Below are 24,979 nucleotides of genomic sequence, written 5' to 3'. Positions count from 1 at the left end.
GTGCAAACAGGCTAACGTCAAACCCTGCTTCAATAAACTTAATTGCGTACATGCTCCCGATGACACCTGCACCAAAAATTAAAATTCTATCTTGTTTGGCTGACATTAAAACCACCCCTACTTATTAACATTTCCTTTTGATCATCAGACAACATGTTGTATGATGTGATTGTAAATCTTTATTATTCCTTGATCAACCATCAGTTGTTTATTATTTGTCGGATGATATTGGTATTCGCTAGTAGGAGGGAAACATGAAAAAACAACCCCAAATAACGGAGAAAACAAGACAAAAGTTTGTAGAGGTTTTTTGCGAGTTATATAGCCAAAAGCCGATTGAGAAAATTTCGGTTCAGGAAATTGCGAATAAGTCAGGATTTAACCGCAGCACCTTTTATCAATACTTTACTGACATTTACGAACTGTTAGATTCTGTTGAAAATGACTTATTGAATGACATAAAAAAAGAATTGGCGAATAAAGAGCTATCGATGCATACGGTTCAAGATACGTTTTATTGTCTGGACAAAAGAGAACATCTCCTGGTTCTTAATGCCCTTTTGGGTGATTATGGAAGTATCCGTTTTTTAAAACGCTTAAAGAAAGAAATCACTTTGAATCAATTAGAACTAAACGTTCCGCAAAACCATACCTTAACGCCTTACTTAATGGAGTTTTACCTGACAACTTCCCTTTCTTTATTTCGTTTTTGGCTCCAGCGTCAAAAGGATTTATCGTCAGAACAATTTTTCAAGTTAGTGGAGAACCYATATTTAAGAGGGATTACGCCCTATTTTAAAGAATGATCATTCAAACCAAATCCATATGTTGTATAACAATAAAAAAGCGCGCATAAGCTTGTTAACGGTGTAAATAGCAGATGCAATGACAGTGAACGTTTTATTTGGATTYGGGGAGTGGGAAGGTAACTATTTAGGGGGCATTCGTTATGTCGATTAGTAAAAGGAAACTCATAATTTCAATTTCATTTGGTTTAAATATTATTTTTATTGCGTGCTTATTTTTCTTGTATCAGTTGTATCAAGAAAATACAGATATGAAAAAAGGAGTTATCCTTCAATATGCTATACARCAAAATGAAGTGCTACTAGATTTAGAAACTGCACTTAACCATGAAGATGACAAAGTAGATTATGTTAATTCGCTAGTCGGAGCGTATGCGAACATCTATCATAACTTTAATGTAACCAAAAACTATAATTCTGTTGGAGAGAAAGTGAATTTCCCTGAAAATATAAATATTTTCAACAACCCGAAATCTTCGTCGCCTGTTGTCTATTCTTTAGATAATCGTGTAACAGATGAATTCAACGATGAAATGAATCAGAAATTGAAACAATATATCTCTTATGTTTCGCAAGTAGTTAAAACACTGGATTTTCAAAATAAAATTAAAGGCAAGAGTTTAAGTGAGCAGTATAAAACATTAAACGAAGTTAGCGTTTTAATCGATGGATTTAATTTAGAAAAGTAATCGAATCCGTTTATTACGATATCGGGGAACGATAGTTGAATAACACACTCTGGATCAGGTGCTACGGTAGTAGTCTGGGATCCGGCAGTTGCTCCTTTTTTTTTTTAGAGTAAGGGCACATCAAACAAACGCGTGCCATTATTGGCACGCGGGAAGTTTGGATGTTATTAATTTTTTATAATTGTGTGGACAGATAATTGGCCAGTTGCTCGAACGTTCCCTCCATACCTTGTGCAGCCATCGGTGCCATTGCATCGTATGCGGCCTGTTCTTCATCTGAAGCATTCAGTGGGCCTCCTTGAAGCGTCAGGATTGTCTTACCTTCGACTTCTTCAAGCGTCAGGATGTTCAAGATTTCAAGAGGCCATTGTGGGTTAAATGGAGCGCGGATGGTATTGCCATTTTCATCAGAGAAAGATTGGACCCATATCAGCTTCTCAGGCGGCTGAACTTCTTGGTAAACAAACTTGCCCCACATGACATGCTGTCCGTCCGGCGACTTCTGACATCCGAAAAACATTCCGCCTGGATGCACTTCCATCTTAACGACTTCAAGGGTGAATCCCTGGGGGCCCCACCAGTTGCCGAAGTGATCAGGTTCGGTCCATACTTTGTACACCAGCTCGCGCGGAGCGTTAAATTCACGTGTCAGAAAAATTCCTTTAGGGTTGCTCATTTTTAATCCTCCTCAGATCTAAGTATTGTACTTGATTTCTGCAAATTCTATAGATGCTTCTTTGTTCCGTCCCGATTAAGGCTTTTACAGCGTGTCTGAAGCTTGTTTTAAAAGCTCCGACAACAGTGAAAGATCCGCAGAATCGTCTTCACGTAATTTGATCCACTTTCGTTCGGCAGGCCCATCGAATGTTTTTGGGAATTCTATGCCATTAGCATTCATAATCATAAATGCAATCGCATCTTTAGAAGGCGAAATAACGGCAGCATAATGTCCATTTTTCAGAAAATGAGGCTTCTTATATTGAATTCGTTCTTCTACCGCCGGAATTGTCTCATGCACTAGATTGCGTAGCGTGGAGCTGATAATGGACTGCCATTTTGGCAAATTTTCAATATAGGCTGTAACTTCCTGATTCATTTTTTATTTCCCTCCAGTTGGGATGTTTTTTACTCACACGTCAAATATACCTGTAAAGGAATATTCCTGTCAATGCATATTTTGGCGCGTTGATGTACCTAAAAAAGGCAGGATCGGGGATCTCCGATCTCCCTAATCCTGCATTCATGCGTGTTACATGTTTTTCTAGTGTACTAAATTATCCAAATCCGGCTGCAATTTATTTCGTAGAACATACAGCATGATGGCTCCAACAAGGAATGCGACAGCATCCGCAATGACCAGCGACCAGACTACCCCGTGGAAGCCGTTCATTTGATTGGCGATATACAGCACAGGAATTAGAGTAATTCCTTGAATACCTGACATAATAAATGCCGCGGTTCCTTGCGCTGTTGCCTGGAAGATCCCCGTAAACAACGATGTCATTCCTGTAATGAACAAGGATAAGAACGTTACATGTAGAATATAGCTGCCCATTTCAATTAATTGCGGATCATTTGTGAATAATCCAATTAAATGATCGGAAATCAGATAGACGATAACGCCGAACACGGCTGCTAACACCACAATCGCTTTGATCGTGAATCCAATCGTATTTTTCATCCGTAATTTATTCGCTGTAAAAGAGAAGGCAATGAGCGGCACGACGCCCTCGCATAAGCCCATCAGAATAAACTCAGGAAATTGCAATAGACGTGATGAAATTCCGTAAGCTGCTACAGACTGATCTCCATATTCGACCAGAAAATGGTTAAATATAAGCGACATTGCACCCAAAAAGATACTCATAATAAAAACGGGAACTCCGATTTTGAATACATTGCTCAACATGTCCTTGGTTGCCTTGAACCATTTTACGGACACGGTTAAGAAYTGGCTCTTATATCCGATATGGAAGGCGTAAAACGCACTCGCAACCAAATTAGAAAAGACCGTAGCAGATGCAACGCCGATCACGTCCCAATGGAAGACAAAAATGACTAGCGCATCGAGAATAATATTTACAACTACACTAAGAATCATACCGACCATCGACGTAATTGCTGCACCCTCAGATCGGACGATATTCTCCAGCGTGAAGAATAATACGACGAATGGTGAACCTATTAGCATAATCGTGACGTAGTCCTTCGTGAAACCGAAGGATTCAGGCGTTGCCCCCAGGCCATGTACGATGGGATTAATCAACGGGATGCCGACGGCCATCACGATAAGACCGAGAACTAAACTGCTATAAAAGGCGAATGAAGACACATGCTTAAGATCATCATATTTTTTCTCTCCTAATAAACGGGAGATGAATGTACCGCTTCCCATGCCAATCAAGTTGCCTAGCGCCATAATGATCGCGAATAACGGCAAGGTTAATGCGAGTGCGGTTAACATGGCCGTATTGTGAAGTGTGCCAAGGAAAAAGGCATTCAAGATCGAATATATGACACTCATTGACGTGCCTAGCATCATCGGTACAGCAAAGTGAGCTACGGCTTTTGCGACCGGTGCTTTTTCAAAGTAATGGAAGTTTTCTGTATCCATGCGGGTCACCACTTTCTTCATTTATTTCGGCGTAGTCTAACGGTGTTAGATTGAACCTTACAGTGTTAGATGATATCATGATCTTATGAACCTGTAAAGTACAAACTTACACTGTTAGATAAAAGGGCGGATGACGATGAAAAAGCAGCAGCCTCAGATCTCGGAGGATAAGATTTTGGAAGCTTCGTGGGAGCTTCTAGGGGAAGATGGCATCGAAAAATTCAGCCTGAGAAGATTGGCCGACCGTCTGGGAATTCAGGCTCCCTCTCTTTATTGGTACTTCAAGAGTAAGCAGAATCTTTACTACCGTCTGGCCAATCAGGTATCGAAAATGATCTTGGAGGAGTTCCGCTCCGAAGGCGACTGGAAGGAGCAGATGACGGGTCTTGCGGTAACCGTTCGGAGTGTGCTCAGCCGGTATCCCTGCTCCACGCAGCTCATGATGATGACTTTGCCCCATGAACCGGACATTATCCGCTTCACCAACCGTATGCTGCTTTGTGTGGAATCGACGCCGCTTGAGCAAGAGCAGAAATTACAAGCGGTTCTTACGCTTGTGAACTATGTCTTCTACTTCGTTCTGGACGATTATCAGCATCAGCGCAATGTTTCCGATATTCTTAAGGAGCAGGGAGTGCCTACAGACGGGGAGATGATGCGCCTTCTGGATTCCATGAGCGAGACGGATGCGGGACTATTCCGTAGGATGTTCAAGAGTGGGCTGTTCGATCTGATGGGAACCGACGGGGCTTTTGAGTTCGGAGTTAATCTTATTCTTTTGGGAATTGATCAGGTAATAAAGCAACAGGAAAAGTAGAATTAGCGCAACAAAATATATATCAAATGATTTTTAAGGCTGGTGATGTGCATGTCAAAAAACAGTCGCCTTACGAGTTCACAAGCCCTGGCCATTCAGTATATCAAACAGTATGCCAGTAGCCGAAGAGAAGCTGCACAAGCATCTATCCGAGAAATTCTCCAGTTGTCGAATATCCCTCTAGGTATATTTGAGGATGCTGTCGCTAAACTGCGATCACATGCCAGAGTCGCGTTACATTTCCATCCTGACCGTCCACTTGCAGACATGAAAAGTGTGGCACAAGCATTACATGAGCAAGGGATCTATAAGAGTCAGTTTGAAACGCAGATTTCTAATGGCAGCGTGTCTGCATTCCCAGGCGGTGCTCGAGACATTTGGGAGATGGGGCTGTTTGGAGGAGTTTATCAGTTGGAGGGAGTCAGCAATATGGAGAGGCCAAAATACGGGGCTTTAGATTTAATGTTACATTCTGATGGTCCGTCTCCGAGGTTTGGGTCATGCTATTTCCTTCTTTATCCACAGGTTTCCTATCGTAGCTCGTATACTTACGGTGGCTCCCAGGATGATCCTGCAGAAAAAGGCACCTATGAAGAATTCGATGACATTATCGCTGCCGTTCTTAAAGACGCATTCTTCCGAGAATATGCCCTTGGGGAACAAAATCTATCACCTCGAAAAGTGATCGATCGACTGTTAACATGCCAAGAGTTGCCTATTACTAATCGCTTAAAACAAATGCCAAGCCGAAATCTTAATCACTTTATTGAGGCTCAAGTCCATGGTGACATATCGCTTGAAACTGACGTGGAAATACTGATAGTTGACCCTTCATTTCAAGGAACTGACGTAGGGAGAACATTAGAGAAGCTATGCTCGAAATATTCAATTGAACTTCATTGGCATAAAGGATTTTCTATTGAGGCTGATGACGTACCATCCGATTTTAGGGGGCCAACTATGCCTTCACTGGCTAAACGAATAGCCAAGAAAAATCGAATTGATACCCGCATCGTTGGAGCTGCTGTTAATGACTTGAAACGTAATCCCGAATTATGGAGCGATAGAGGAACTTATGAAGAGGTACTCCAAGAATTAAAATTCATGTGGCACGTACTGGTAAGGTTCGGCAATCCTGTTGAATGACAACAGAAAAGAAGTCGACCAACTCGTTGGTCGACCTCTAATTATTTTATTGCGCGGTCAGGATCCGTGGACCTTCAGAAGTGATGGCGATCGTATGCTCGTATTGGGCGGCGAGCTTGCGGTCCAGCGTCCGCGCGGTCCAGTCGTCCGCATCGATTGTCATGTAGTAGGTGCCTTCGGTGATCATGGGCTCGATCGTGAATACCATGCCTTCCTTGATGCGGAGGCCTTTGCCGGGCTTCCCGACATGCATATAGTTCGGCGCCTCGTGCAGGTCTCGGCCGATGCCATGCGCGAGAAGGTCTCGTACGACGCCGAAACCGTTCGATTCGGCATGCCGCTGAATCGCGCTCGTCACGTCGCCGAGCCGATTGCCGGGCTGCGCCTGTGCGATGCCTAGGTCAAGGCATTCCTTCGTGACGCGCATCAGCTTCTCGGCCGTCGGCGAGATCTTCCCGACCGCATAGGTCCAGGCCGAATCGCCGAGCCAGCCGTCGAGCTCCGCGACCGTGTCGATCGTCACGATATCACCTTCCTCAAGAGGCTTATCGCTAGGGAAGCCATGCGCGATCACGTCGTTGACGGAGGCGCAGGTCGCATATTGATAGTCCTTATAACCCTTCGTGTATGGCCTGGCCCCGTGCTTCAAGATAATGTCCTCGAAGATTCGCTCAATCTCGTTCGTCGTGATACCCGGTTGGATGAGCGGGGCGATCGTGCGATGGCATTCGGCTACCACTTGACATGCCTTGTGGATGGCCTCGATTTCATGCATGCTTTTTAAGATGACCATGTTCGTATTAGGACTCCTTCGTAATGGCTTTCATCGCGAGCTGGGTGATACGATCGACGTCCAGCTCGGAAGTGCCTGCATAGTAGTACAGCCCGCAGCAGCCGACCAGAACGGCAAGCATATGGTCGACGCTGTCGTCTTCGCATTGGGCGATCGATTGGAGCGGTACGTATAGCCGTTCCATGAATTGTCTCTTAGCGGCGTGCCGGTCCTTCTCAGGCAAGCCTGCATAATGCTCCGCCGCCATTTTGTAGACAAGATAGGTGCGGGCGTCCGCCTGCCACAGCCGGAGCAGCGCCTTGCAATACCTCAACAGCTGCTTATCATTCGGGGTTTCGCCACGGATTGTCGCCCATTCTGCTAGGGCTTGCTCGCATCGCTCGAAGCCGCTGCCCAGCACATCTTCAATCAATAAATGTCGGTTGGGGTAATAATGGTACACCGTGCCGTAACCGAGCTCGGCCTCGCGGGCAACGTCACGAATATCAAAGCTGCCGCCGGTGCGGAAGTAGGCGCGTGCGGTGGCGTCAATGATCTGTTCTCTACGCTGCATGCGGATAAGCTCATTTTGTTCTTTGGTACGGGGGCACATTGGCGTGTGAACCTCCTTTTTATAGACCTGCAAATTTGTCGATATAAAGATTGTAACGTATTGGGCGGGGATATGCAAATTATCTGTTGGTGAATGAGTAGGGATGGTCAGATATTAAAATAGAGGATGCAAATGGTTATCCAATTAACATTCAGGACTTTTTGATATTCGTAGCAGTCGACGTGTTAGAGGAATTAGATGTAATATATGTAAATGAAGAGGAGGTGGAAGTGGATGCGAGAAGGTGTAATCATTCTTCTTATCCTTTCGCTTGGAATAAATGGGTTTTTGTTTCTGAATGGGAAGTCGAAGCAAAAAGAACTTGAATCTGCAATCCTTATGAATGAGTTTGTTGATAGGGAGAAAGAATTGAGGATCTTCAAAGCATTTATCAATGAAATAGCAGACGATGACGATGTTTTCCCATACTTTAATGAAGAACAATCTGATTTATATTGGATACTTGAACAACCCTATTATAATGTAATGCCAAAAGTGACTCATGACATTAGGAACGCAGATTTGGAATTGTATAATACCTATTCGGATTTTCTTATCGAATTTGATTCAGCATGTAACAGAATCGTAAATAGTCTTAAAACTAAATTGCCTCTTATGGATAAAGAGCAGTTATTAACGCTTTCTAATCGCTTAGATACGATTTACAATTCATTTACGAATAGTCTAAAGGGGTGGTCGGTCCATTCCAGTGTCAACAAGTTCGATGTACAATTCGAACCACAAAGAGAACTACTTGACGACGTACTAAAAGAGTTAGAGGCGGTATTCGAAGAACTCGAGAGTCTTAATTATTCTACTAACGGGCAGTATAACACGGCGGAGGTGAATGGAGAGTCGTTGGGGGATACGAATGACGATAAAATTAAAAGAGATGATGCCACAAAGACATCATCCCTACGTACGATGAAACAAGCAAACTCAAAATTCCTTACTCCTGCGGGATCGCACTTTCATCCATAAAGCCGATTTCCCATTGATGACCATCTAGGTCTAGGAAGCTTCTCTGATACATGAAGCCGAGATCTTGAGTGTCATTTGCAATATTGCCGCCTGCCGCAATCGMGCTGTTCACTAACTTGTCCACTTTTTCGCGGCTCTCGACCATTAATGCAATTAAGACTTCGGTCGTTTTGGATGCATCAGAAATCTCTTTCTTAGTAAAGGTCTTGAAATACTCTTCAACCAACAACATGGAGTAAATGTTTTCTCCGATGACCATACAAGTTGCATTGTCGTCAGTAAAGTTTGGGTTGAATTCAAAGCCTACTGTGGTGAAAAACTCCATAGATCTCTTCAKGTCTTTAACTGGTAAATTAACAAACATACTTTTGGCTGTTTCTGCCATTTCGATCACCTCAAGTATACAGTAGCATTATGATAAATTGGATGTCAAACTACATTGAAGTAGGGCTTTCAAGTTGTATGGGACCCAAATTACGACAGGAGGTTGAAACACAGTTAATTCGGGGCTACCGATATGAAAATTACATATTTTAGTTTGAGGGGCACATTGTTGGAATCTTTTGCATGGTTACCAGTTAGGTCACGAAAAAGATTTTTGTAAGGAGTCGAATCTAATGCTTTATATTTTTAGCGGGTTACCCGGCACGGGGAAGACCACGTTGTCATCAGCTTTGACTAAAGATTTAAAGGCAACGTATCAGTACGATATTTGGGACCGAGATCATATCGTCATYGACACTGCTAATCAAACTGTGTCCGAAAGCCTGATGATATTATACGAAAAATTACATAGGGAGCGTTGATTGCTCCAATGAGGATTGCATGGAACGTTTCATGCGCTAAAATAAGAGAATGCAGGTGAGAGATTGAACTTTGTTTTCATTAAAAGATTTTTAATAGTAGTAGCAAGTCTTTTCATCTGGTTTCTCATTCATACTACTTTCACAATAATAGATGGGTTGAATGATGAATTGAAACCTGCTGATGTAGCTGTAGTATTAGGAAATAAAGTAGAAGTTAATGGTCAGCCTTCTAATCGGTTAATAGCAAGATTAGACACGTCTGTAGAACTTTATAATGGGGGCTATTTTACTATTATCATTGTAAGTGGTRGTATTGGTAAGGAAGGTTTCGACGAGGCAAGAGTTATGAAATCTTATTTAGTAGATAAAGGGATACCGGAAGATAAAATTATAGAGGATAATAATGGGTACAACTCATATATGACCGCCCAAAATACCAGCAAGATTATTGRTGATTTAGAATTAGACTCCGTCATGGTTATTACTCAATATTTTCATGTATCTAGGACAAAATTAGCGTTTAGAAAGATGGATATTAAAGAAGTGTATGCAGCTCATGCCAATATCTTTGAGTTTAGAGATATATACTCAATAATACGAGAATTCCCAGCATATTATAAATATCTCTTTAAATACTGACTCAACAAGACGTTACGGCAGCCGGTCTCATGATCGGCTGCCGTTGTTCGGTGAAACAGTTATTTATTATCGCCTTACATTTTGCCTGAGTAACACATCCGCTTCACCTACAATATGATGAGTCTAGAAACCTAAAGAGGTGAGCCAATGGCAGTCGTAAAGGCTAGGCAACAGGATATTGATATGTTGGCAAGATTGCTTCGGGCTGAAGCTGAGACCGAAGGCGAAATGGGCATGCTCCTTGTTGGAAATGTCGGCATTAACCGAATAAGAGCGAATTGCTCCGATTTTAAAGATATCCRTACAATTCCCCAAATGATCAACCAGCCGCATGCGTTCGAAGCATTGCAGCACGGTATGTATTATCAAAGCGCAAGAGACAGGGAACGCCGTCTGGCGCAACGGACTGTGAACGGGGAACGGAATTGGCCAGCCAAATACTCCCTATGGTACTTCCGTCCAGGATCATTCGAAAATCCCGGCCCATGTCCGCCAACTTGGTATAACCAACCAATCGCAGGACGATGGAAGAAGCACTGTTTTTATGAACCGACTGCGGAAGAGTGTGAAAATRTATATAATACGTTTTAATATTTGTGTCGCATAACAAAAACTTTATTTCATTAAATGCCGCGTAAATCGCGGCTTTTTTTGAGTTTAGTCGAATAAAGTTGCTATCTACTCCGCAAAATGAATRAAATTCCTAAACAAGCAATGATCAAAATCCACAATTGATAGGCATACGCATTGATCTCAACGGCGATGGACAATCCGGCCCACTCAAAAATACCTGCTAGAATACCGATTCCACATCCAATCGTGAGAATTGCCACCCAGTTTTTGATATTGCCCGATTGATATAAAGTAACACTCATTAGAATTGCCCACACGCCCATAGTCACAAAACCAAGGGTTTCTCCGACAGTTACGCCCAAATACAGATGGAGTGTATTAAAAATAATATCGACAGTTTGTTTTTGGGCCAATGTCAGCTGTTCATTACCGACGAACTGCTCGGCTAAAGAATCAACGGTAAACAACCATCTTGAGAAGCCAACCACATGAAAGATCGCACTGGAGAGCCCAATGCCGGCTGCAACGAGGCTTAAGCCTCGTTGCGTATGGCTTGTGAGGCGGTAAAACATCATCACGATCGGTATAATGAGCAAGCTCGAGACGACCATTCCGGCCCAGTACAATTTCAATGTCAGGCCGCCTTCGCGATACTTATGCAGGATGACTTCAACGGGTTCTCTCAAAATATCGGGATAGTCGAATGTGATCATAAGTCCCRTCCACGAGACGGAAATAAGAAGAGGCATCACCAGCAGCAGGATTCCCATTGTGCGCATTCCGGTACGGCTCATTATTTTTACACTCCCTTGGCTAACTATTTGATAAAATAATCATAGTAGGGAGTACCTCATCTTCAAATGTTGCAAAACGCAAAAATATTGCTCCGTTGCGAAAGGAGGAACAGCTTTTGGGCCCTGGCTTGTCTGTTACGCTCATTCACCCGATTCTAAGTTACTTGATAAGGGAAGGTTATGAGTTGGATTCATTCTGTCAATTTGCTTCGTTCGATAAGGAGATCCTGCATCAAGCGGAGGTGCGAATCCGTGAAGAGGAATTCGACCGCATGCTGGAAGCCGCAGCGGCTTTTACGAATGACAACCTATTTGGTATTCATTTAGGACAAACAATCGAACTTTCCAGCCTCGGTATTCTTGGTTATGTGTTGCTGCATTGTCATACGATAGGGGAAGCACTTGCTGCTTATCAGAGGTATAACGTTATTGTGTGCAGTGGAATTGATGTGGAGTGGGAAACGGATCAGAGGGAAACGGCCATCCGGTTCAACGTTTGTGATTCGGCCAGACAACCATCCAGACACTCGGTAGAAGGTATGGTTAGTTCCTTGTATCAGATTCTTCTTAAACTGAGCTGTCGCAACATCGCGCTTACGAAGCTGCAATTTACTCATAAGGCTTCGGACAATAGATCGGAATATTTCAACCTTTTCGGCGTTAACCCTAGGTTTGAAAGCGAGGTCAATCTCATTTGTCTTGAAAATGAGACGATGCAGTATCCCATCATTCTTTCGAATCGTGAGCTGTTAAGCACGTTTAAGGAGTACGCGGAAGAAGCGAGAAATCAACTGCTGAATGGCCGAACATTTGCAGACCAGGTGTACAAATGGATTGCCCGCAGTATGCCTTCCACGTTTCCGGGCGTTAAAGATGCGGCACGAAATTTTAATATCAGCGTACGTACGTTGCAAGCCAATCTGAACCATGAGAAGACAACGTACAACAACCTATTCAACAAAGCTCGAATGGAATTTGCCATTCATTATCTGAAAAGACCTCAGTATACTGTTGCTGAGATCGGTTACTTGCTTCAATTTTCAGATCCTAGTGCATTTCAGAGTGCATTCAAGAGATGGACTGGGCTGCCACCGGGACAGTATAGGGAAACTTGCAGTTATAGCTAACGCGGTTAACCGTATCACAGTAAAACATTAAGCTATCGGAGAACGTTAGCTTAGTTGTGAAAAATCAACCAGGCGATCAAAAGCCAGAATGGCACAACCAAAAGCGCTCCATTAATCATGCCGGTCGTAAATTTTCCTCTGCGCTTCGTCGATCTGTTCTCTACGGCTGCCGTTGCGGCGAAATTCGAAGAACGAGTCCTAATGCCTGCTTGAAGCAAAGTAGCGTTGATCGGCTTGCGGTGAATTATTCTCATAAAGTAACCCTTCTTTCCTGATATTTCATGACTATAGTCGCGGTAATGAATCAATATTCTTTATATCGGTCGCGAATGAATAGGAATGAAGTCCTCATTAAACAAATAATACAAATATACTGGCGTGTTAATGGGTGTCTAGAGACACATCGCTGACGTGTGTCAAAAGACACAAAAGTGGCGACATAAATGATCTTATCAAAGCTTACGTTATGGCCGCATACGTTTTGGCGCCAGCAGATATAAAAAGGCGTAAGGCGTTCAGTGTCGGATGACAAGAACATCTCTACAACAGAGGTCGCATAAACTGCGGCTTTTTAGTTTTTTGTATAGAAGTTCTTGTCACCGACTCAAGGCAAGAACTTCTATACAATCCCGTGATCCCAGGAATGCACGATTTATTAAACTAACGGGAGAGGTTACTGAATAACTACACCAAGGCAGCCGGTCATACGATTGGTTGACTTTTTGATGAGCAAATGGGTCAGTTACTCGAATAGGTTGAATGAATTGGTGAATAATATTTGAGTTTAAATTATGATTATTTAGATATTAGTTATTGGGGGAATGAATCAATGCAAATTCGTGAAATTGAGGAAAAGGACAATCAAACAATAGAGCGAATTATTAAGTGCTCATTGGAATCATTTAATCTAAACATTCCGGGAACAGCCTATTTTGACCCTCAATTGAGCAAGCTGGCACAATATTACAAAGAACAATCAAAGGCTAAGTATTGGGTTGCAGTGAATGAACAAAATGAAGTGRTAGGCGGAGTGGGAATTGCATCATTTGGGCAGCAGTCGGGAATTTGCGAGTTGCAAAAGCTATACATTACACCCAAAGCTCAAGGTATGGGTCTGTCGAAGGAGCTTATGAAAGTAGCACTCGAATTCGCGAAGGAACACTATACACATTGTTACTTAGAAACATTGAAGAAACTTGAAGCAGCAAATCTCCTTTACATGAAATTAGGTTTCCAACAACTTGAAAGACCACTAGATGGTTCAGAGCACAATGCTAYGGACGCTTGGTTTATAAAAGAATTATCGCTTTAGGAAGAAGGGTAAGTTGTATATTGGACGGTTTATCTATTGGACGAGGAGCGTTGGCTCATTATGAATATAGCTGAGCTTAAGCGGTTTATCCTATCAATCGAGATTCAAGCCTTGGAGAAAACATTAGTAAATGTAGAGGGGGAGAGTCAGTTCTCCCTAATGATTCGAGACAGAATTTAAAACCTCAAACGAGAAGGAAAGTGGATTCATCAGTTTGATAATGGTATGGCGATATCTTTCGGAAAGCTGTCACGGGCGATGTCGATACGATCCGTGACGTGTATCGCCGAGCCTCGTTGACAAACGAAGCCGACCACGACCTAATCGCCGCTCATCCTGAGTGGCTCGCCTGGGACGAACCGATGCTGCCGTTCGCGCTTGTTGCAGTTATTGACGGGCGGGTCGTCGGCTTCGTATCGGCGMGTCCGGTCGACGACTTCCTAGAACTCGAAGATCTGTTCACTGATCCTAACTGGATGCGTCAAGGCGTTGCGAGTGCATTAATCGCCGATATTGCGCGTCGCGGTTTGCGTATAGAGGTGTCCGCCAATCACGCCAAGGCGTTTTATGAATCGGTGGGGTTCGTCGTCATCGGCGTCGCCAACTCACCGGGTGGACCGTTGCTGCGGATGCACCTCGATGTTACGCGTGCTCAACCTTGACGAGCTTGATAGTTCGTCAATATGTAAGTAGGTGGTCGTACGATTTTATATAAGGACCTCAATATTCCACAAGTGCGTGGAGTATGAGGTCCTATCTGTCTATTTAGGCTGATTACCTCAGCGCTTCCCGTAAATACCTTCCAGTATGCGAGGCATCGACTCGGGCCACGTCTTCCGGTGTTCCTTGGGCAATTAATTCACCGCCTTCATGTCCTCCCTCTGGACCGATGTCGATAATCCAGTCGCATTCACGGATGACATCGAGATTATGTTCGACGACGATTACGCTGTTGCCTGCGTCGACAAGCTTGCCCAGAAGCAGAAGCAGTTGCTTCGTATCCCGCGGGTGCAGGCCGGTAGATGGTTCGTCGAGCAAGTACAGCGTGTGTTGCTTTGACTTGCCGCTAAGTTCCTTCGCCAGTCGAATTCGCTGGCCTTCGCCGCCCGAGAGCGTTACCGACTGTCGATTGAGTGTGAGATAGCCGAGTCCGACGTTAACGATACGTTTGGTCCGAACGGTCAAGTCATGCAGCATCGATTCGACCTGCTCCTTATCATCCGGTCCGAGTTGACACATCAGCGCATCCAGCCACGACACGGTGTCTTGGAGTGCCCAGCCTGCGATATCGGAGATGGAGGAGCCGCCTACGGTTACGTCCCGAATCTCTTTCTTGAGCTTAGCCCCATGACAGTCTACGCAGAGCTGTTCCCGAAATAAAGCGCCTTCGCCCGATTCTCCGCCTTTCTCCTTGTAGCGGCGCCATATTCCCGTTACAACGCCTTCGAACTTGCCTCCGTTCACCGTCTTTGGCGGCTTCATATCCGGGAAGTGACGAATGAACGCATCGCTCTCGACGCCGTAATACAACAGATCCCGCTGAGCTTCGCTATATTCTTTTAGGAGCTGCTCTGGATTATAGGGTAATCCATAATGCGTTGCGGCAGCTTTCAGAACGGAAGTATGGTAGTTGGCCAACATCTCGAACCATATCGATACGCCGCCTCCGAGAACGCTTTTCTCCTGATCGAATACGGCTTCGAGATCTAAGCTCACCGTATGCCCAAGGCCGCCACAGGTTTCGCAAGCGCCGTCGGGTGTATTATAGGAAAAGTGTCTCCGCGTCCAACGCTCCATCTCTCCATGGCAATGCGGACATCGAACAGCGGCCATACTTGCCGGCTCATCGTCTTCGTTCGTAGAAGTTTCCGCATCCGCTGACGGACTCGGAATGAATCTTGTACCGCAATGCACGCAAGAACGTTCCCCAAGCTTCTCATAAATAATGCGCAAATACGTGTAAATATCAGTTACGGTTCCCACTGTCGATCTCGGGTTTCGATTCGTCACATGCTGCCCGACGCTAATCGAGGGGGAGAGACCTATAATGGCATCGACCTTCGGCTTAGCTAGCGATTCCGAGGTCATCCCCATGGACTCCATATACTGACGCTGGCACTCGCGCTGCAGCGTATCCATGGCGAGCGTTGATTTGCCAGAGCCTGAGGGACCTGTAAGGACGACCAGCTTGTACTTTGGAATTTGAAGCGTAACGTTCTTGAGGTTATTTTCACGCGCACCTCGTATTTCAATGAAGTCGTTCAAAGCTGTACCTCCATCAGATAGATTAGGATTAAATTAAACTTGCTCCTCCTTCGTTCCTTTGATACCTTAATCTTATAATATTAATGCAAGTGATAAGGTTGAGCTTAATTTGATCTTACTACTCATGCATTCTTGCTTTGAAAGTTTATTATTGCTATTTAAGGTTATAGATGAACCTTTGTTCTTTCGAAGTAAGCAAACTTGCCCATCTAGGAGGCGTACTTTTTATGAGACCGATCGACATTGCCAAGAATTGAATATTAGTACAAGTGCGCTCAGGCATTACGAATCATGGGGCGTTCTGCCGCCGGTAGAGAGGAGCGACAACGGATACCGGAATTATTCGGAGCTTCATTTCGCTTACTTTGAATGCATCCGCGCAATGGGCGAAGGGTTCGGGATGATGAAAACGGTAGAAGTATTAAAGCTGCTGCTGAACAATAACACCGATGAAGCGTTATGGGTTGTGAACGAGTCGCAAGCATCTCTGCAGCGCGATAAACAGATGGCTGAGAAAACGATCGAAGCATTGGATTCCAAAGAGCTCGATCATCTTGACCAATGGGGAAGACGGAAGTGGATGTCCATTGGCGAAGTTTCGAAAGCCACATCGGTGCCGGCATCGGCGATTCGTCATTGGGAGAAGATGGGCTTAATAACGGTTTCTCGCAATGAAGAGAATGGATACCGCGTGTTCAGACCGACGCAGATCAGACAAATACTTATAATTGGAACGTTGCGAACGGCTGTATGGTCACTAGATACGATCAGGAAGGTTATTGAAGAGCTTGATCATAACAATATCGAGCAGGCTAGACGTATCGCGAAGGAATCGTTGCAGTTTTTAAACCAAATTAACCGAAACCGAATGAGAGGAATCAAGTATTTGTATCGTTTAATAGAGATGGAAGAAATGGGAGACCTCAAGCCATAAATAAGAGACTGCGGCCGCAGTCTTTTTTTGGCTGTTAGCATTGAAATTTTTTGAGAATAGGTAAAAAATGTAACAATAGTTCACTAAAGTCCGAATTGTACGATTTCCACATCAAAAAGACATGCCTATAATCAATAATGTAAGCGCTTTACAAGTCCAAACCATGAAGGGAGATTTGATGATGTTGGTTGAACGGTTGAACACGCGTAACAAAATGTTTCTGTGTATGCTGTTGCTGGTATTGCTTGCAGGTTCGCTAGGCTTGTCTCAATTCCCAACTGTTGCAGAAGCGGCAAACGTAAATGTGACGAGTGGCGTTCAGTTTACAGACACAAACGGAAATGTCGTACACGCGCATGGCGGCGGCATGCTCAAGCATGGTAACTATTATTATTGGCTAGGCGAAAATCGCGATGGAACAAATCTGGTATCCCTTTATCGCTCGACTGATCTGAAAAACTGGGAATTCCGCGCCCATTTGCTAAGCAAAAGTATGGGTGGAGAGCTTGCCACCGCTAATATTGAGCGACCTAAGCTGCTATACAACAGCTCGACAGGCAAGTTTGTCATGTGGATGCATAAGGAAAATGGAGTGGATTACGGGGAAGGTAGAGTTGCTGTTGCATCATCGTCTTCAATTGAAGGGCCGTATACGTATCACGGCAGCTTCCGTCCTCTCGATAAGGATTCGAGAGATATGACCGTATACAACGACAATGGCACGGCGTATTTGATCTCTTCCACGAGAGTGAACGCGGATATGAACATTTTCCGATTAACGTCTGACTTCCTTGGCGTAGATGCGCTCGTTCATACACTTTGGATCGGAGCCTACCGGGAAGCTCCTGCTATCTTCAAGCGCGGCTCGACCTATTTCTTAATTACTTCAGGAGCAACGGGCTGGAATCCGAACCAAGCCAAATACGCTACCGCATCCAGTATCGAAGGGACATGGACGAATCCGGTTAACTTCGGCGATTCCGTCACCTACAGTTCTCAATCCACTTACGTCATTCCGGTCGTTGGCAGTCAAACGACGTCATATCTGTTCATGGGAGATCGATGGGCTGGCGCCTGGGGCGAAGCGGTCAATAATTCTCAATACGTATGGCTGCCGCTAACTTTCCCGACGAGCACAACGCTGCAGATGGATTGGTATCCGAGCGTAGATATCGACGCGGCGACGGGCGTTATCGCAGGGAACACGGGCGGAGGAATCTTCGATCCCGCCAAGAAATATAAGATCGTTAACGTAAGCAGCGGCAGGGTGCTTGATGTAGCAGGGCAGTCAACCGCTAACAACGCAGCAATCCAGATATACGACAACTGGGGCGGCAACAACCAGAAGTGGAACATTCAAGCCGCAGGCAATTACTTCAAGATTGTGAATGTGAACAGCGGGAAGGCGGCCGATGTAGCCAACGCTTCTACTGCCAATAACGGAACCGTCATTCAATACACGTATTCGGGCGGGAACAATCAGCAATGGACATTCACCTATGTCGGCAACAATTCATATCGGATTATTAACCGCAATAGCGGCAAATCGCTGGATGCAAGCGGTACAGCAAATAATTCGGCCGTCATCCAATACGACTATTGGGGCGGGGCGAATCAGAAGTGGCARATTATTGAAGTGAATTAAGATGAATCGGAAGAGGGCGGCCAGGAGAGCCGCCCTTTTTTTGCGTTCACGCGATTGATACAATGAATCAAACATATTTACGATTAGGATCGTACAAATGAACCCGACTGTAGTCGATTTGTCCGATATAATGATAGTACTGACAATGAAACTTGACAGGATGAAAGGCTTAGGTGAACCGTTTTGTTGATGAGCTCCAGCATTCAGCGTAAAATGACGCTTCTTATTTTTATATGTGCGCTTATACCGCTCCTTGCCCTTAGTATTCTTTCTTATTCGAAGTCGGCCAATATCGTAAACGATCAGCTCCAGGATTACAATCGGTATGCAATGAAGCAGCTTGTGACCGTTACGGATATGCATTTGAAGGAAATGGATGCGTTGTCGAGAGACATTCAAGGTTATTTGCTCGCTCCCGGCAAAAAAATAATGACAGATCCGAAGTCCTATCACGAATATTTGGAGCTGAACAGCTTCATCGATTTTCTTTCCTTTCACGTATCTCCGATCGTTGAAGGGCTATTCGTCATTACGCCGGACGGCGAAATACTTGGCAGCCGGAATGTGAATTCAGCTTCGTTGCTCGCAGCAAATTGGTGGAACGGGTCTCAGCCTCAGCAGGCTTGGCAATGGACCGGCTTTCATTCAGGCGGTTATTACAGCTCTCCTCAGCCGAACGGACCGCTTATTAGTCTAATCGTACCGCTTCATTTGCAAGCCGCGGCCGTACCAGTAGGCAGCCGAATTCTCGTTGACGTGAATGCGAAGGCAATGACGACTCTGTTCCAATCCTTCGAGCAGGATACGAGGTCTTATTTACAAATAAGCGACGCCAGCGGACAGTTGATCTACGAATCGGCGGAAAAACCTGCGTTTTCGGGCAAAGACTACGTATTCACGGAAACATTGGCTATAAATGATTGGACGATAACGGCCAGGCTGCCGCAAAGCGAGATCAATAAGTCTTCCGGAGTCATTCGCAATTACGGATATTTAATCGGACTTCTGTCTTTGATCGCTGCTTTAATAATGGCGCGCGTATTGTCGGGCAATTTCACGGGTCGAATTGTGTCGCTCCACAAGTCGATGCTGGAGTTCAGCAGAGGCAAGCTTGATGCCGCGGTCGAGGTGACGGGCATGGACGAGCTGTCCAGGCTTGGCGCTCGCTTCAACTTCATGACGGAGCAAATTCGGTCCTTAATTACCAACATTACGCGGACCGAGAAGCTGAAGAACGAGGCGGAGCTTAGAGCGCTTCATTATCAGATCAATCCGCATCTCATCATTAATACATTAAATGCAATCCAATGGCGGGCGAGGATGGCGGGAAGAAGCGATATCGACCGTATGATCTACCATTTAGCCGCTCTGTTGTCGGAAAATCTCGATATTAGCCATGAGCTCGTTCCGCTCGAGGAAGAGCTGGAGACGATTGGCCACTATATTAAGATCCAATATTATCGTTATGGCGATTCTTTCACCTATACCGAGGATATAGAGCCGGGATTGGAACGTGTTTGGATTCCTCGCATGACGTTGCAGCCGCTGTACGAAAATATTTTTTATCACGCGTTCGACGACGGTACGGGTTCGATTGCCCTTGAAGTGTACCGCGATCGGCAGCAGATCGTGCTTAGCATCTATGACGACGGCAAAGGGATTGAATCGCCTAGCGACGTCATCAAGCCTTCCCCTCCGCGCAAAGGAAGAGGCGGACTCGGGATGTATAACGTCGACCAGAAGATCAAGCTGCACTTCGGCGAGCAATACGGCATTCGCATTCTGCCGAATGCGGAGAAGGGCACTATTATCGAGATCAGATGGCCGTACCAGGAAGGGGAGAATGTGCGTGACGAAGATTAGAAAAGTCATTATCGCCGATGACGAGCGGCTCGTTCGTGTCGGTCTTATGCATACAGTCGATTGGAAGCGCTGGGACATGGAAGTGGTAGGCAACGCGCCGAAYGGCGAGATTGCTTGGGAGATGTATGAAGAACTTCAACCTGATCTCGTCATCACCGACATTGTTATGCCGCAGATGGACGGCATTCAGCTTGCAACGAAGATTAAAGCAGCGAACCCCGAAGCCAAAATATTATTTCTCAGCTGCCACTCGGACTTCGCTTATGCGCAGCAAGGGATGGAGCTTGGCGCATCAGGTTATTTGCTTAAGACGGCGATGGACGCCGAAACGGTGGACCGCTATCTGATGAAGATTACAGAGGAATGGAATCGGTCGAGCGCGCCAAGCACGGAAGATACCAATGCCATGTATCGAACCTGGTATACGGAAGGGCGGAATAGCGAGCAGCTTAACGCGTTCATCGGGCAGTACATGGAGAAACACTCGCTTGAAGGAGTCGTTTTGTTTAGTCTGTTCGGACTTGACGCCAAGGAAGGGCTAACCATTGTTCATAGGCTGGACGAGCAGTCTGCTTCAGATTTGAACGGTCAGGATCTGCCAATTGTACACCTTCATGCGGAAGGCGCTCCGCTAATAATCGTCACGCCGGCTCGAGATGCAGAACGGCTAAAGCTGCTGTTGCTTGAATGCTCGAATGCAGCGGAAACAATTATGACTTGGAAGAAGTCGGATGTTCTGACGAAGCAGTCTGATTTCATGGAAGCGATTAGCCGGACGATGAAGACGGCAGAGCTGGAGAAGCAATACGAGTTCAGAACAGACGCCGTATCGACGCCGATTATGAAGGCGGTTGCCTATATAGATGAACATCTCGATGWGCCGATCGTTTCTTCGCAGCTGGCGGAGAGCATCGGGCTTAGCCGAAGCCACTTCAGCACATTGTTCAAGAAGGAGCTGGGTGTCAGTTTTCTTGAATTTCTTCATCGCAGGCGGCTGCGCAAGGCGTCCGAGCTGCTTGTACAGACGGATTGGCGGATTAACCTGATCGGCGAGAAAGTTGGAATGGAAGACAACAAACATTTCAGCAAGTGGTTCAAGGGTTATACCGGAATGACGCCGTCAGAGTACCGCGAGAACAAATTAACGACTAAATCAAACAAATAGCAACCTGCGCGCTGCCGCCGAACAAAATAACGACGAAGGCCTAACCGATTTCCGTTTTACGCCCGAACGATAACCGATATGCTGTTCATGCAAACATTAAAAGGAGGGTACACACAAGTATGAAACAGAGATGGAAATCGTCCTTATTTCTGCTTATGGCTGTTATTTTGCTGCTGAGCGCTTGCTCTTCGGGCGGTAATAACAACAATGGCGCAAACGGAGAAAGCAAAGATGAGAAGGTTAAGCTAGTCGTATGGATTTGGGATGCGGCGAAGATCGGTCTTGACGCTAACATGGAAGCGTTCAAAGCAGAGAACCCGAACATCGAAATTGAATATCAACTCATGGGTCAAACGGACCTTTATCAAAAATACTTGATCGCAGCGAACACAGGCGACAAAGTGCCTGATATTATCGCGGTTGAATCAAGCAACCTGGCTCAAATGGTCAACATCGATTCTTTGTACGATCTTAGCGACAAAGTCGCGCCATACAAAGACAAGATCGTTCCGTTCAAGTGGGAAGACGCAACGAAAGACGGCAAAGTGTACGCTATGCCTTGGGACAGCGGTCCTGTAGTTATGTACTATCGTAAAGATATCTTCGAAGCGGCTGGTTTGCCATCCGATCCTGAAGCGGTTGCTGACCGCATCAAGACGTTCGAGGATTACAAGGAAGTCGGCAACATTATCAAGGAGAAAACAGGCAACTTCATGTTCCAGGATTCGAAGACGCGTTCGAACAACCGTTTCTTCGAAACGATGATGTGGCAGCGCGGTCTATGGTACTTCGATAAGGACGGCAACGTGTCGCTTGACGATCCTAAAGTTATTGAAACAGCAGAATTCTATGCAGGCATGGTAAATGACGGCATCGTGAACGACGCCGAAGCTTTCTCCGAAAGCTGGTTGAATGCGTTCGCGGACGGCAAAGTAGCGACGATCGTAGGCGCTGCATGGTACGAAGGCTTGCTTGAAAATATGATCGATCCAGACAGCGCTGGCAAATGGGGCGTAGCACCGATGCCGAAATGGTCGGCTGACGACCAATATGCAAGCGCGAATGACGGCGGTTCGAACCTCGCGATCAACGCGAACTCCAAGCATAYGGAAKAGGCTTGGAAGTTCATTGAATTTATGCTTGGCAAAGAAGAATCCCAAGTGACGATGATGAAGGATGCAGGTTCCTTGCCATCGCTTACGACGACTTATGAGGATGCGGTATTCTCCGAACCGGTAGAATACTTCGGCGGTCAACCGGTAAGACAAGTGTATACGCAAGCGCTCGAGCAGATCGCTCCGCAATCGTATACGGTTGATTTCCCAGTTGCCAATCAGTTGACGAAGAACGCTTTCGCGGAAGTTTTCCTTAACAAAGCATCGGTAGCCGATACGCTTAAGAAAACAGCGGACGAGCTCCGCAGCCGTACAAGCCGTAAATAGCAGATCAATGACAAGGGCCCGGCGAGGGCCCTTGATTTATGGAGGATGAGGCACAATGGCTTCCAAATGGTGGAGATGGCAGCAGAAATCCGCGCCTTACTTGTTTATATCGCCATTTTTTATCCTGTTCGGCGTATTTCTGTTTTATCCGTTTCTGTACTCTTTCTACTTAAGTATGGTGGAGTGGAACGGTGGCAAAACGAAGACATTTGTCGGCATGGACAATTTCTCGCGTGTCATACAGGACGATGTGTTCTGGCTGACCATCGCGAACGGTTTGATTATTATGGTCATTTACGTACCGCTCATGCTGCTGTTGGCTACGCTCGTAGCGGTCTTGCTTAATTCGAGTTGGGTGAAAGGGAAGGGCTTCTTCCGAATGTCGCTGTTCACCCCGAACATTATGGCAGTCGTTGCCGTGGCGTTCGTATTCTCGATCATGCTGAATGGCGACAACGGCCTTATTAACGTGATTTTGAAGCAACTGGGTCTCATTGACGCTTCGATTTTGTGGCTCGATTCGCCTGTATGGGCGCGCGTGTCGGTAGCGGCAATGGTGTTTTACCGCTGGATGGGCTATAACATGATTCTTATTTTGGCTGGTCTGCAGAACATACCGAAAGACATTTATGAATCGGCATACGTCGACGGCGCGACGCCTTTCCAAGTGCTTATTCGCATTACGCTGCCGCTGCTCAAAAAAATTCTCGTATTTTGCGTCATTTTATCCACGCTCGGTTCGTTTGGCTTGTTCACGGAACCGCTCGTATTGACCAAAGGCGGCCCGCTTAATTCGACGACGACGCCGGTATTGCTCATCTATCAAGAAAGCTTCACAAACTTGAATTTCGGATACGCATCCGCGATTGCCATTATGTTCTTCTTCCTGATGATGATATTTACGTTCATTCAAATGCGCGTAACGAGAGATAACGATTAAGACTTCTGGAGGGGATTCCCTTGTCTTCCGCAACGATAACTGCGACAACATCGCCCAAGAAATCGCTTAAACCACGCGATTTGATCAACAAAGGGCTTGCTTATTTAATGCTGATCATCATTACGTTTGCTTCATTATTCCCATTGCTCTGGATGATCAGCTCCTCGCTGAAGGAGCGAAGAGATATCTTCCTTAATCCACCGATGTGGATTCCGACCAATCCGCAATGGAACAACTTCACCTTGCTGTTCAAAGAGCGGGCTTTCGATACCGTCCTGTACAACAGCTTCTTTATTGCCATACTTCATACGGCGCTTGCCCTGTTTTTCTGTACGCTTGCCGGTTATGCATTTGCGAAGTACACATTCAAATTCCAAGGTATTTTGTTCGGCATCGTACTCGCTTCCATGATGGTGCCTTCGGAGACGACGATTATTCCGATGTTCGAAATCTATCGCGCCTTCGGCTTGATCGACAATCCATGGGGCGTTATCGTAGCAAATGTGGCCAGCGCCTTCGGTATTTTCTTCATGCGTCAGTACAGCTCAGGCATTCATACGGAAATGCTTGAAGCATCCCGAATCGACGGTTGCTCCGAGTTCAGAATATTTACGTCGATCGTGCTGCCGAACTTAAGACCGGCGCTTGCCAGTCTAGGCATTATCACTTTCGTCAATCAATGGAATAACTTCTTGTGGCCGTTAATCGTTCTTCGTTCGCCGAGCGAGCAAACGATATCGCTTGCGATTCGGACGCTGGAATCTGGCGCTAGAACGCCATACGAGCTTATTATGGCAGGTTCGGTCATCAGCATTATTCCGCTGTTGATCATCGTGCTGCTGTTTCAAAAGCAACTGATCGGCGGTTTGATGGACGGCGCGGTCAAAGGTTAAGTTATATCGGTCAAATAAGGAAAGGTGGCGATCATTCGCCGCCTTTTTTTGTGTTTCCTTTTATCGAGCATTGTTTCATTCGGCTTGAACTAGGGAATAATTTGGAGATATTGGCTAGAGAAAGCGGTGCAGATGTGAAACGG

The 24,979-nt window shown here is 45.5% G+C and carries 26 protein-coding genes; 17 read left to right on the top strand and 9 right to left on the bottom strand.

The features are described 5' to 3' along the window. Positions 1-254: 254 nt before the first annotated feature. A complete protein-coding gene (locus tag AB4Z33_RS25850; RefSeq protein ID WP_442052650.1) occupies positions 255-806 on the top strand; it encodes a TetR/AcrR family transcriptional regulator in 552 nt (183 codons plus the stop codon). 143 nt (positions 807-949) lie between these two features. Next, positions 950-1,495, top strand: coding sequence for a hypothetical protein (locus AB4Z33_RS25845; protein ID WP_442052649.1), 546 nt, complete (start codon positions 950-952; stop codon positions 1,493-1,495). A 175-nt stretch (positions 1,496-1,670) separates the two neighbouring features. On the opposite strand, the gene AB4Z33_RS25840 is transcribed toward AB4Z33_RS25845, so the two are convergent. The 3 genes from AB4Z33_RS25840 to AB4Z33_RS25830 all read right to left on the bottom strand — a co-directional run bounded on the left by AB4Z33_RS25840 (position 1,671) and on the right by AB4Z33_RS25830 (position 4,109). Beyond that, on the bottom strand, positions 1,671-2,171 hold the full coding sequence (locus AB4Z33_RS25840) for an SRPBCC family protein (protein ID WP_442052648.1): 501 nt from the start codon (positions 2,169-2,171) through the stop codon (positions 1,671-1,673). An 84-nt stretch (positions 2,172-2,255) separates the two neighbouring features. Next, positions 2,256-2,591, bottom strand: a complete 336-nt coding sequence (locus AB4Z33_RS25835) for a DUF1801 domain-containing protein (RefSeq protein ID WP_442052647.1) — start codon at positions 2,589-2,591, stop codon at positions 2,256-2,258. Between the two features lie 165 nt (positions 2,592-2,756). Continuing rightward, complete coding sequence (locus tag AB4Z33_RS25830; protein WP_442052651.1) at positions 2,757-4,109, bottom strand: MATE family efflux transporter; 1,353 nt, start codon at positions 4,107-4,109, stop codon at positions 2,757-2,759. Between the two features lie 136 nt (positions 4,110-4,245). Here AB4Z33_RS25830 and AB4Z33_RS25825 point away from each other — a divergent pair, with 136 nt between their 5' ends. Together AB4Z33_RS25825 and AB4Z33_RS25820 are read left to right on the top strand one after the other, a co-directional pair. Next, a complete protein-coding gene (locus AB4Z33_RS25825) occupies positions 4,246-4,926 on the top strand; it encodes a TetR/AcrR family transcriptional regulator (protein WP_442052646.1) in 681 nt (226 codons plus the stop codon). 51 nt (positions 4,927-4,977) lie between these two features. Then, a complete protein-coding gene (locus AB4Z33_RS25820) occupies positions 4,978-6,072 on the top strand; it encodes a DUF3626 domain-containing protein (RefSeq protein WP_442052645.1) in 1,095 nt (364 codons plus the stop codon). 46 nt (positions 6,073-6,118) lie between these two features. Here AB4Z33_RS25820 and map read toward each other — a convergent pair whose 3' ends face one another. After that, positions 6,119-6,865: a type I methionyl aminopeptidase gene (gene map / locus AB4Z33_RS25815; RefSeq protein ID WP_442052644.1), complete on the bottom strand. Its 747-nt coding sequence runs from the start codon at positions 6,863-6,865 to the stop codon at positions 6,119-6,121. Between the two features lie 7 nt (positions 6,866-6,872). Continuing rightward, positions 6,873-7,457 (bottom strand): TetR/AcrR family transcriptional regulator, encoded by a 585-nt coding sequence (locus AB4Z33_RS25810; protein WP_442052643.1) that lies wholly within the window; start codon positions 7,455-7,457, stop codon positions 6,873-6,875. Between the two features lie 234 nt (positions 7,458-7,691). Between AB4Z33_RS25810 and AB4Z33_RS25805 the strand changes: the two genes are divergently transcribed. Then, on the top strand, positions 7,692-8,438 hold the full coding sequence (locus tag AB4Z33_RS25805; RefSeq protein WP_442052642.1) for a hypothetical protein: 747 nt from the start codon (positions 7,692-7,694) through the stop codon (positions 8,436-8,438). On the opposite strand, the gene AB4Z33_RS25800 is transcribed toward AB4Z33_RS25805, so the two are convergent. Beyond that, positions 8,407-8,823 (bottom strand): VOC family protein, encoded by a 417-nt coding sequence (locus tag AB4Z33_RS25800; protein WP_442052641.1) that lies wholly within the window; start codon positions 8,821-8,823, stop codon positions 8,407-8,409. The genes AB4Z33_RS25805 and AB4Z33_RS25800 overlap by 32 nt on opposite strands. A 484-nt stretch (positions 8,824-9,307) precedes the next feature. On the opposite strand from AB4Z33_RS25800, the gene AB4Z33_RS25795 reads away from it, so the two are divergent. Then, positions 9,308-9,883, top strand: coding sequence for a YdcF family protein (locus tag AB4Z33_RS25795; protein ID WP_442052640.1), 576 nt, complete (start codon positions 9,308-9,310; stop codon positions 9,881-9,883). A gap of 147 nt (positions 9,884-10,030) precedes the next feature. Further along, complete coding sequence (locus AB4Z33_RS25790; RefSeq protein ID WP_442052639.1) at positions 10,031-10,474, top strand: cell wall hydrolase; 444 nt, start codon at positions 10,031-10,033, stop codon at positions 10,472-10,474. 83 nt (positions 10,475-10,557) lie between these two features. Here AB4Z33_RS25790 and AB4Z33_RS25785 read toward each other — a convergent pair whose 3' ends face one another. Next, complete coding sequence (locus AB4Z33_RS25785; RefSeq protein WP_442052638.1) at positions 10,558-11,250, bottom strand: DUF4386 domain-containing protein; 693 nt, start codon at positions 11,248-11,250, stop codon at positions 10,558-10,560. A 116-nt stretch (positions 11,251-11,366) separates the two neighbouring features. Between AB4Z33_RS25785 and AB4Z33_RS25780 the strand changes: the two genes are divergently transcribed. Continuing rightward, complete coding sequence (locus AB4Z33_RS25780) at positions 11,367-12,377, top strand: AraC family transcriptional regulator ligand-binding domain-containing protein (RefSeq protein ID WP_442052637.1); 1,011 nt, start codon at positions 11,367-11,369, stop codon at positions 12,375-12,377. A 50-nt stretch (positions 12,378-12,427) separates the two neighbouring features. On the opposite strand, the gene AB4Z33_RS25775 is transcribed toward AB4Z33_RS25780, so the two are convergent. Beyond that, on the bottom strand, positions 12,428-12,631 hold the full coding sequence (locus tag AB4Z33_RS25775; RefSeq protein ID WP_442052636.1) for a hypothetical protein: 204 nt from the start codon (positions 12,629-12,631) through the stop codon (positions 12,428-12,430). A 575-nt stretch (positions 12,632-13,206) separates the two neighbouring features. On the opposite strand from AB4Z33_RS25775, the gene AB4Z33_RS25770 reads away from it, so the two are divergent. Together AB4Z33_RS25770 and AB4Z33_RS25765 are read left to right on the top strand one after the other, a co-directional pair. Then, the gene (locus tag AB4Z33_RS25770; protein WP_442052635.1) at positions 13,207-13,689 is read left to right on the top strand and encodes a GNAT family N-acetyltransferase; all 483 of its coding nucleotides are present in this window, start codon (positions 13,207-13,209) and stop codon (positions 13,687-13,689) included. A gap of 296 nt (positions 13,690-13,985) precedes the next feature. Continuing rightward, positions 13,986-14,351, top strand: coding sequence for a GNAT family N-acetyltransferase (locus tag AB4Z33_RS25765; protein WP_442052634.1), 366 nt, complete (start codon positions 13,986-13,988; stop codon positions 14,349-14,351). A 112-nt stretch (positions 14,352-14,463) separates the two neighbouring features. On the opposite strand, the gene AB4Z33_RS25760 is transcribed toward AB4Z33_RS25765, so the two are convergent. After that, positions 14,464-15,954 carry an ATP-binding cassette domain-containing protein gene (locus AB4Z33_RS25760; protein WP_442052633.1) on the bottom strand — a complete coding sequence of 497 codons (1,491 nt, stop codon included), beginning with the start codon at positions 15,952-15,954 and terminating at the stop codon, positions 14,464-14,466. A gap of 253 nt (positions 15,955-16,207) precedes the next feature. Here AB4Z33_RS25760 and AB4Z33_RS25755 point away from each other — a divergent pair, with 253 nt between their 5' ends. The 7 genes from AB4Z33_RS25755 to AB4Z33_RS25725 all read left to right on the top strand — a co-directional run bounded on the left by AB4Z33_RS25755 (position 16,208) and on the right by AB4Z33_RS25725 (position 24,836). Continuing rightward, the gene (locus AB4Z33_RS25755) at positions 16,208-16,888 is read left to right on the top strand and encodes a MerR family transcriptional regulator (protein WP_442052632.1); all 681 of its coding nucleotides are present in this window, start codon (positions 16,208-16,210) and stop codon (positions 16,886-16,888) included. Positions 16,889-17,051: 163 nt separating this feature from the next. Further along, the gene (locus tag AB4Z33_RS25750; RefSeq protein ID WP_442052631.1) at positions 17,052-18,533 is read left to right on the top strand and encodes an RICIN domain-containing protein; all 1,482 of its coding nucleotides are present in this window, start codon (positions 17,052-17,054) and stop codon (positions 18,531-18,533) included. Between the two features lie 189 nt (positions 18,534-18,722). Beyond that, the gene (locus tag AB4Z33_RS25745) at positions 18,723-20,396 is read left to right on the top strand and encodes a sensor histidine kinase (RefSeq protein WP_442052630.1); all 1,674 of its coding nucleotides are present in this window, start codon (positions 18,723-18,725) and stop codon (positions 20,394-20,396) included. Next, positions 20,383-21,561, top strand: a complete 1,179-nt coding sequence (locus AB4Z33_RS25740; RefSeq protein ID WP_442052629.1) for a response regulator transcription factor — start codon at positions 20,383-20,385, stop codon at positions 21,559-21,561. The genes AB4Z33_RS25745 and AB4Z33_RS25740 overlap by 14 nt, the downstream gene beginning before the upstream one ends. A gap of 119 nt (positions 21,562-21,680) precedes the next feature. Beyond that, complete coding sequence (locus tag AB4Z33_RS25735) at positions 21,681-23,003, top strand: ABC transporter substrate-binding protein (protein WP_442052628.1); 1,323 nt, start codon at positions 21,681-21,683, stop codon at positions 23,001-23,003. 55 nt (positions 23,004-23,058) lie between these two features. Next, entirely contained in the window at positions 23,059-23,943 is an 885-nt protein-coding gene (locus AB4Z33_RS25730) for a carbohydrate ABC transporter permease (protein ID WP_337101483.1), read from the top strand. Positions 23,944-23,963: 20 nt separating this feature from the next. Beyond that, positions 23,964-24,836 carry a carbohydrate ABC transporter permease gene (locus tag AB4Z33_RS25725; protein ID WP_442052627.1) on the top strand — a complete coding sequence of 291 codons (873 nt, stop codon included), beginning with the start codon at positions 23,964-23,966 and terminating at the stop codon, positions 24,834-24,836. The last annotated feature ends 143 nt before the right edge of the window (positions 24,837-24,979 follow it).

This window comes from Paenibacillus sp. 2TAB19, from assembly GCF_052115185.1.
In the GTDB taxonomy this organism is placed as follows: Bacteria; Bacillota; Bacilli; order Paenibacillales; family Paenibacillaceae; genus Pristimantibacillus.
This window is presented reverse-complemented; position numbering and strand designations above follow the sequence as displayed.

Bases quoted from the DNA above. Each gene is read 5' to 3' on its own strand.
- AB4Z33_RS25840 (WP_442052648.1), bottom strand. From the start codon at position 2,171: ATGAGCAACCCTAAAGGAATTTTTCTGACACGTGAATTTAACGCTCCG.
- AB4Z33_RS25835 (WP_442052647.1), bottom strand. From the start codon at position 2,591: ATGAATCAGGAAGTTACAGCCTATATTGAAAATTTGCCAAAATGGCAG.
- AB4Z33_RS25825 (WP_442052646.1), top strand. From the start codon at position 4,246: ATGAAAAAGCAGCAGCCTCAGATCTCGGAGGATAAGATTTTGGAAGCT.
- AB4Z33_RS25820 (WP_442052645.1), top strand. From the start codon at position 4,978: ATGTCAAAAAACAGTCGCCTTACGAGTTCACAAGCCCTGGCCATTCAG.
- map (WP_442052644.1), bottom strand. From the start codon at position 6,865: ATGGTCATCTTAAAAAGCATGCATGAAATCGAGGCCATCCACAAGGCA.
- AB4Z33_RS25810 (WP_442052643.1), bottom strand. From the start codon at position 7,457: ATGTGCCCCCGTACCAAAGAACAAAATGAGCTTATCCGCATGCAGCGT.
- AB4Z33_RS25805 (WP_442052642.1), top strand. From the start codon at position 7,692: ATGCGAGAAGGTGTAATCATTCTTCTTATCCTTTCGCTTGGAATAAAT.
- AB4Z33_RS25775 (WP_442052636.1), bottom strand. From the start codon at position 12,631: ATGAGAATAATTCACCGCAAGCCGATCAACGCTACTTTGCTTCAAGCA.
- AB4Z33_RS25745 (WP_442052630.1), top strand. From the start codon at position 18,723: ATGAGCTCCAGCATTCAGCGTAAAATGACGCTTCTTATTTTTATATGT.
- AB4Z33_RS25730 (WP_337101483.1), top strand. From the start codon at position 23,059: ATGGCTTCCAAATGGTGGAGATGGCAGCAGAAATCCGCGCCTTACTTG.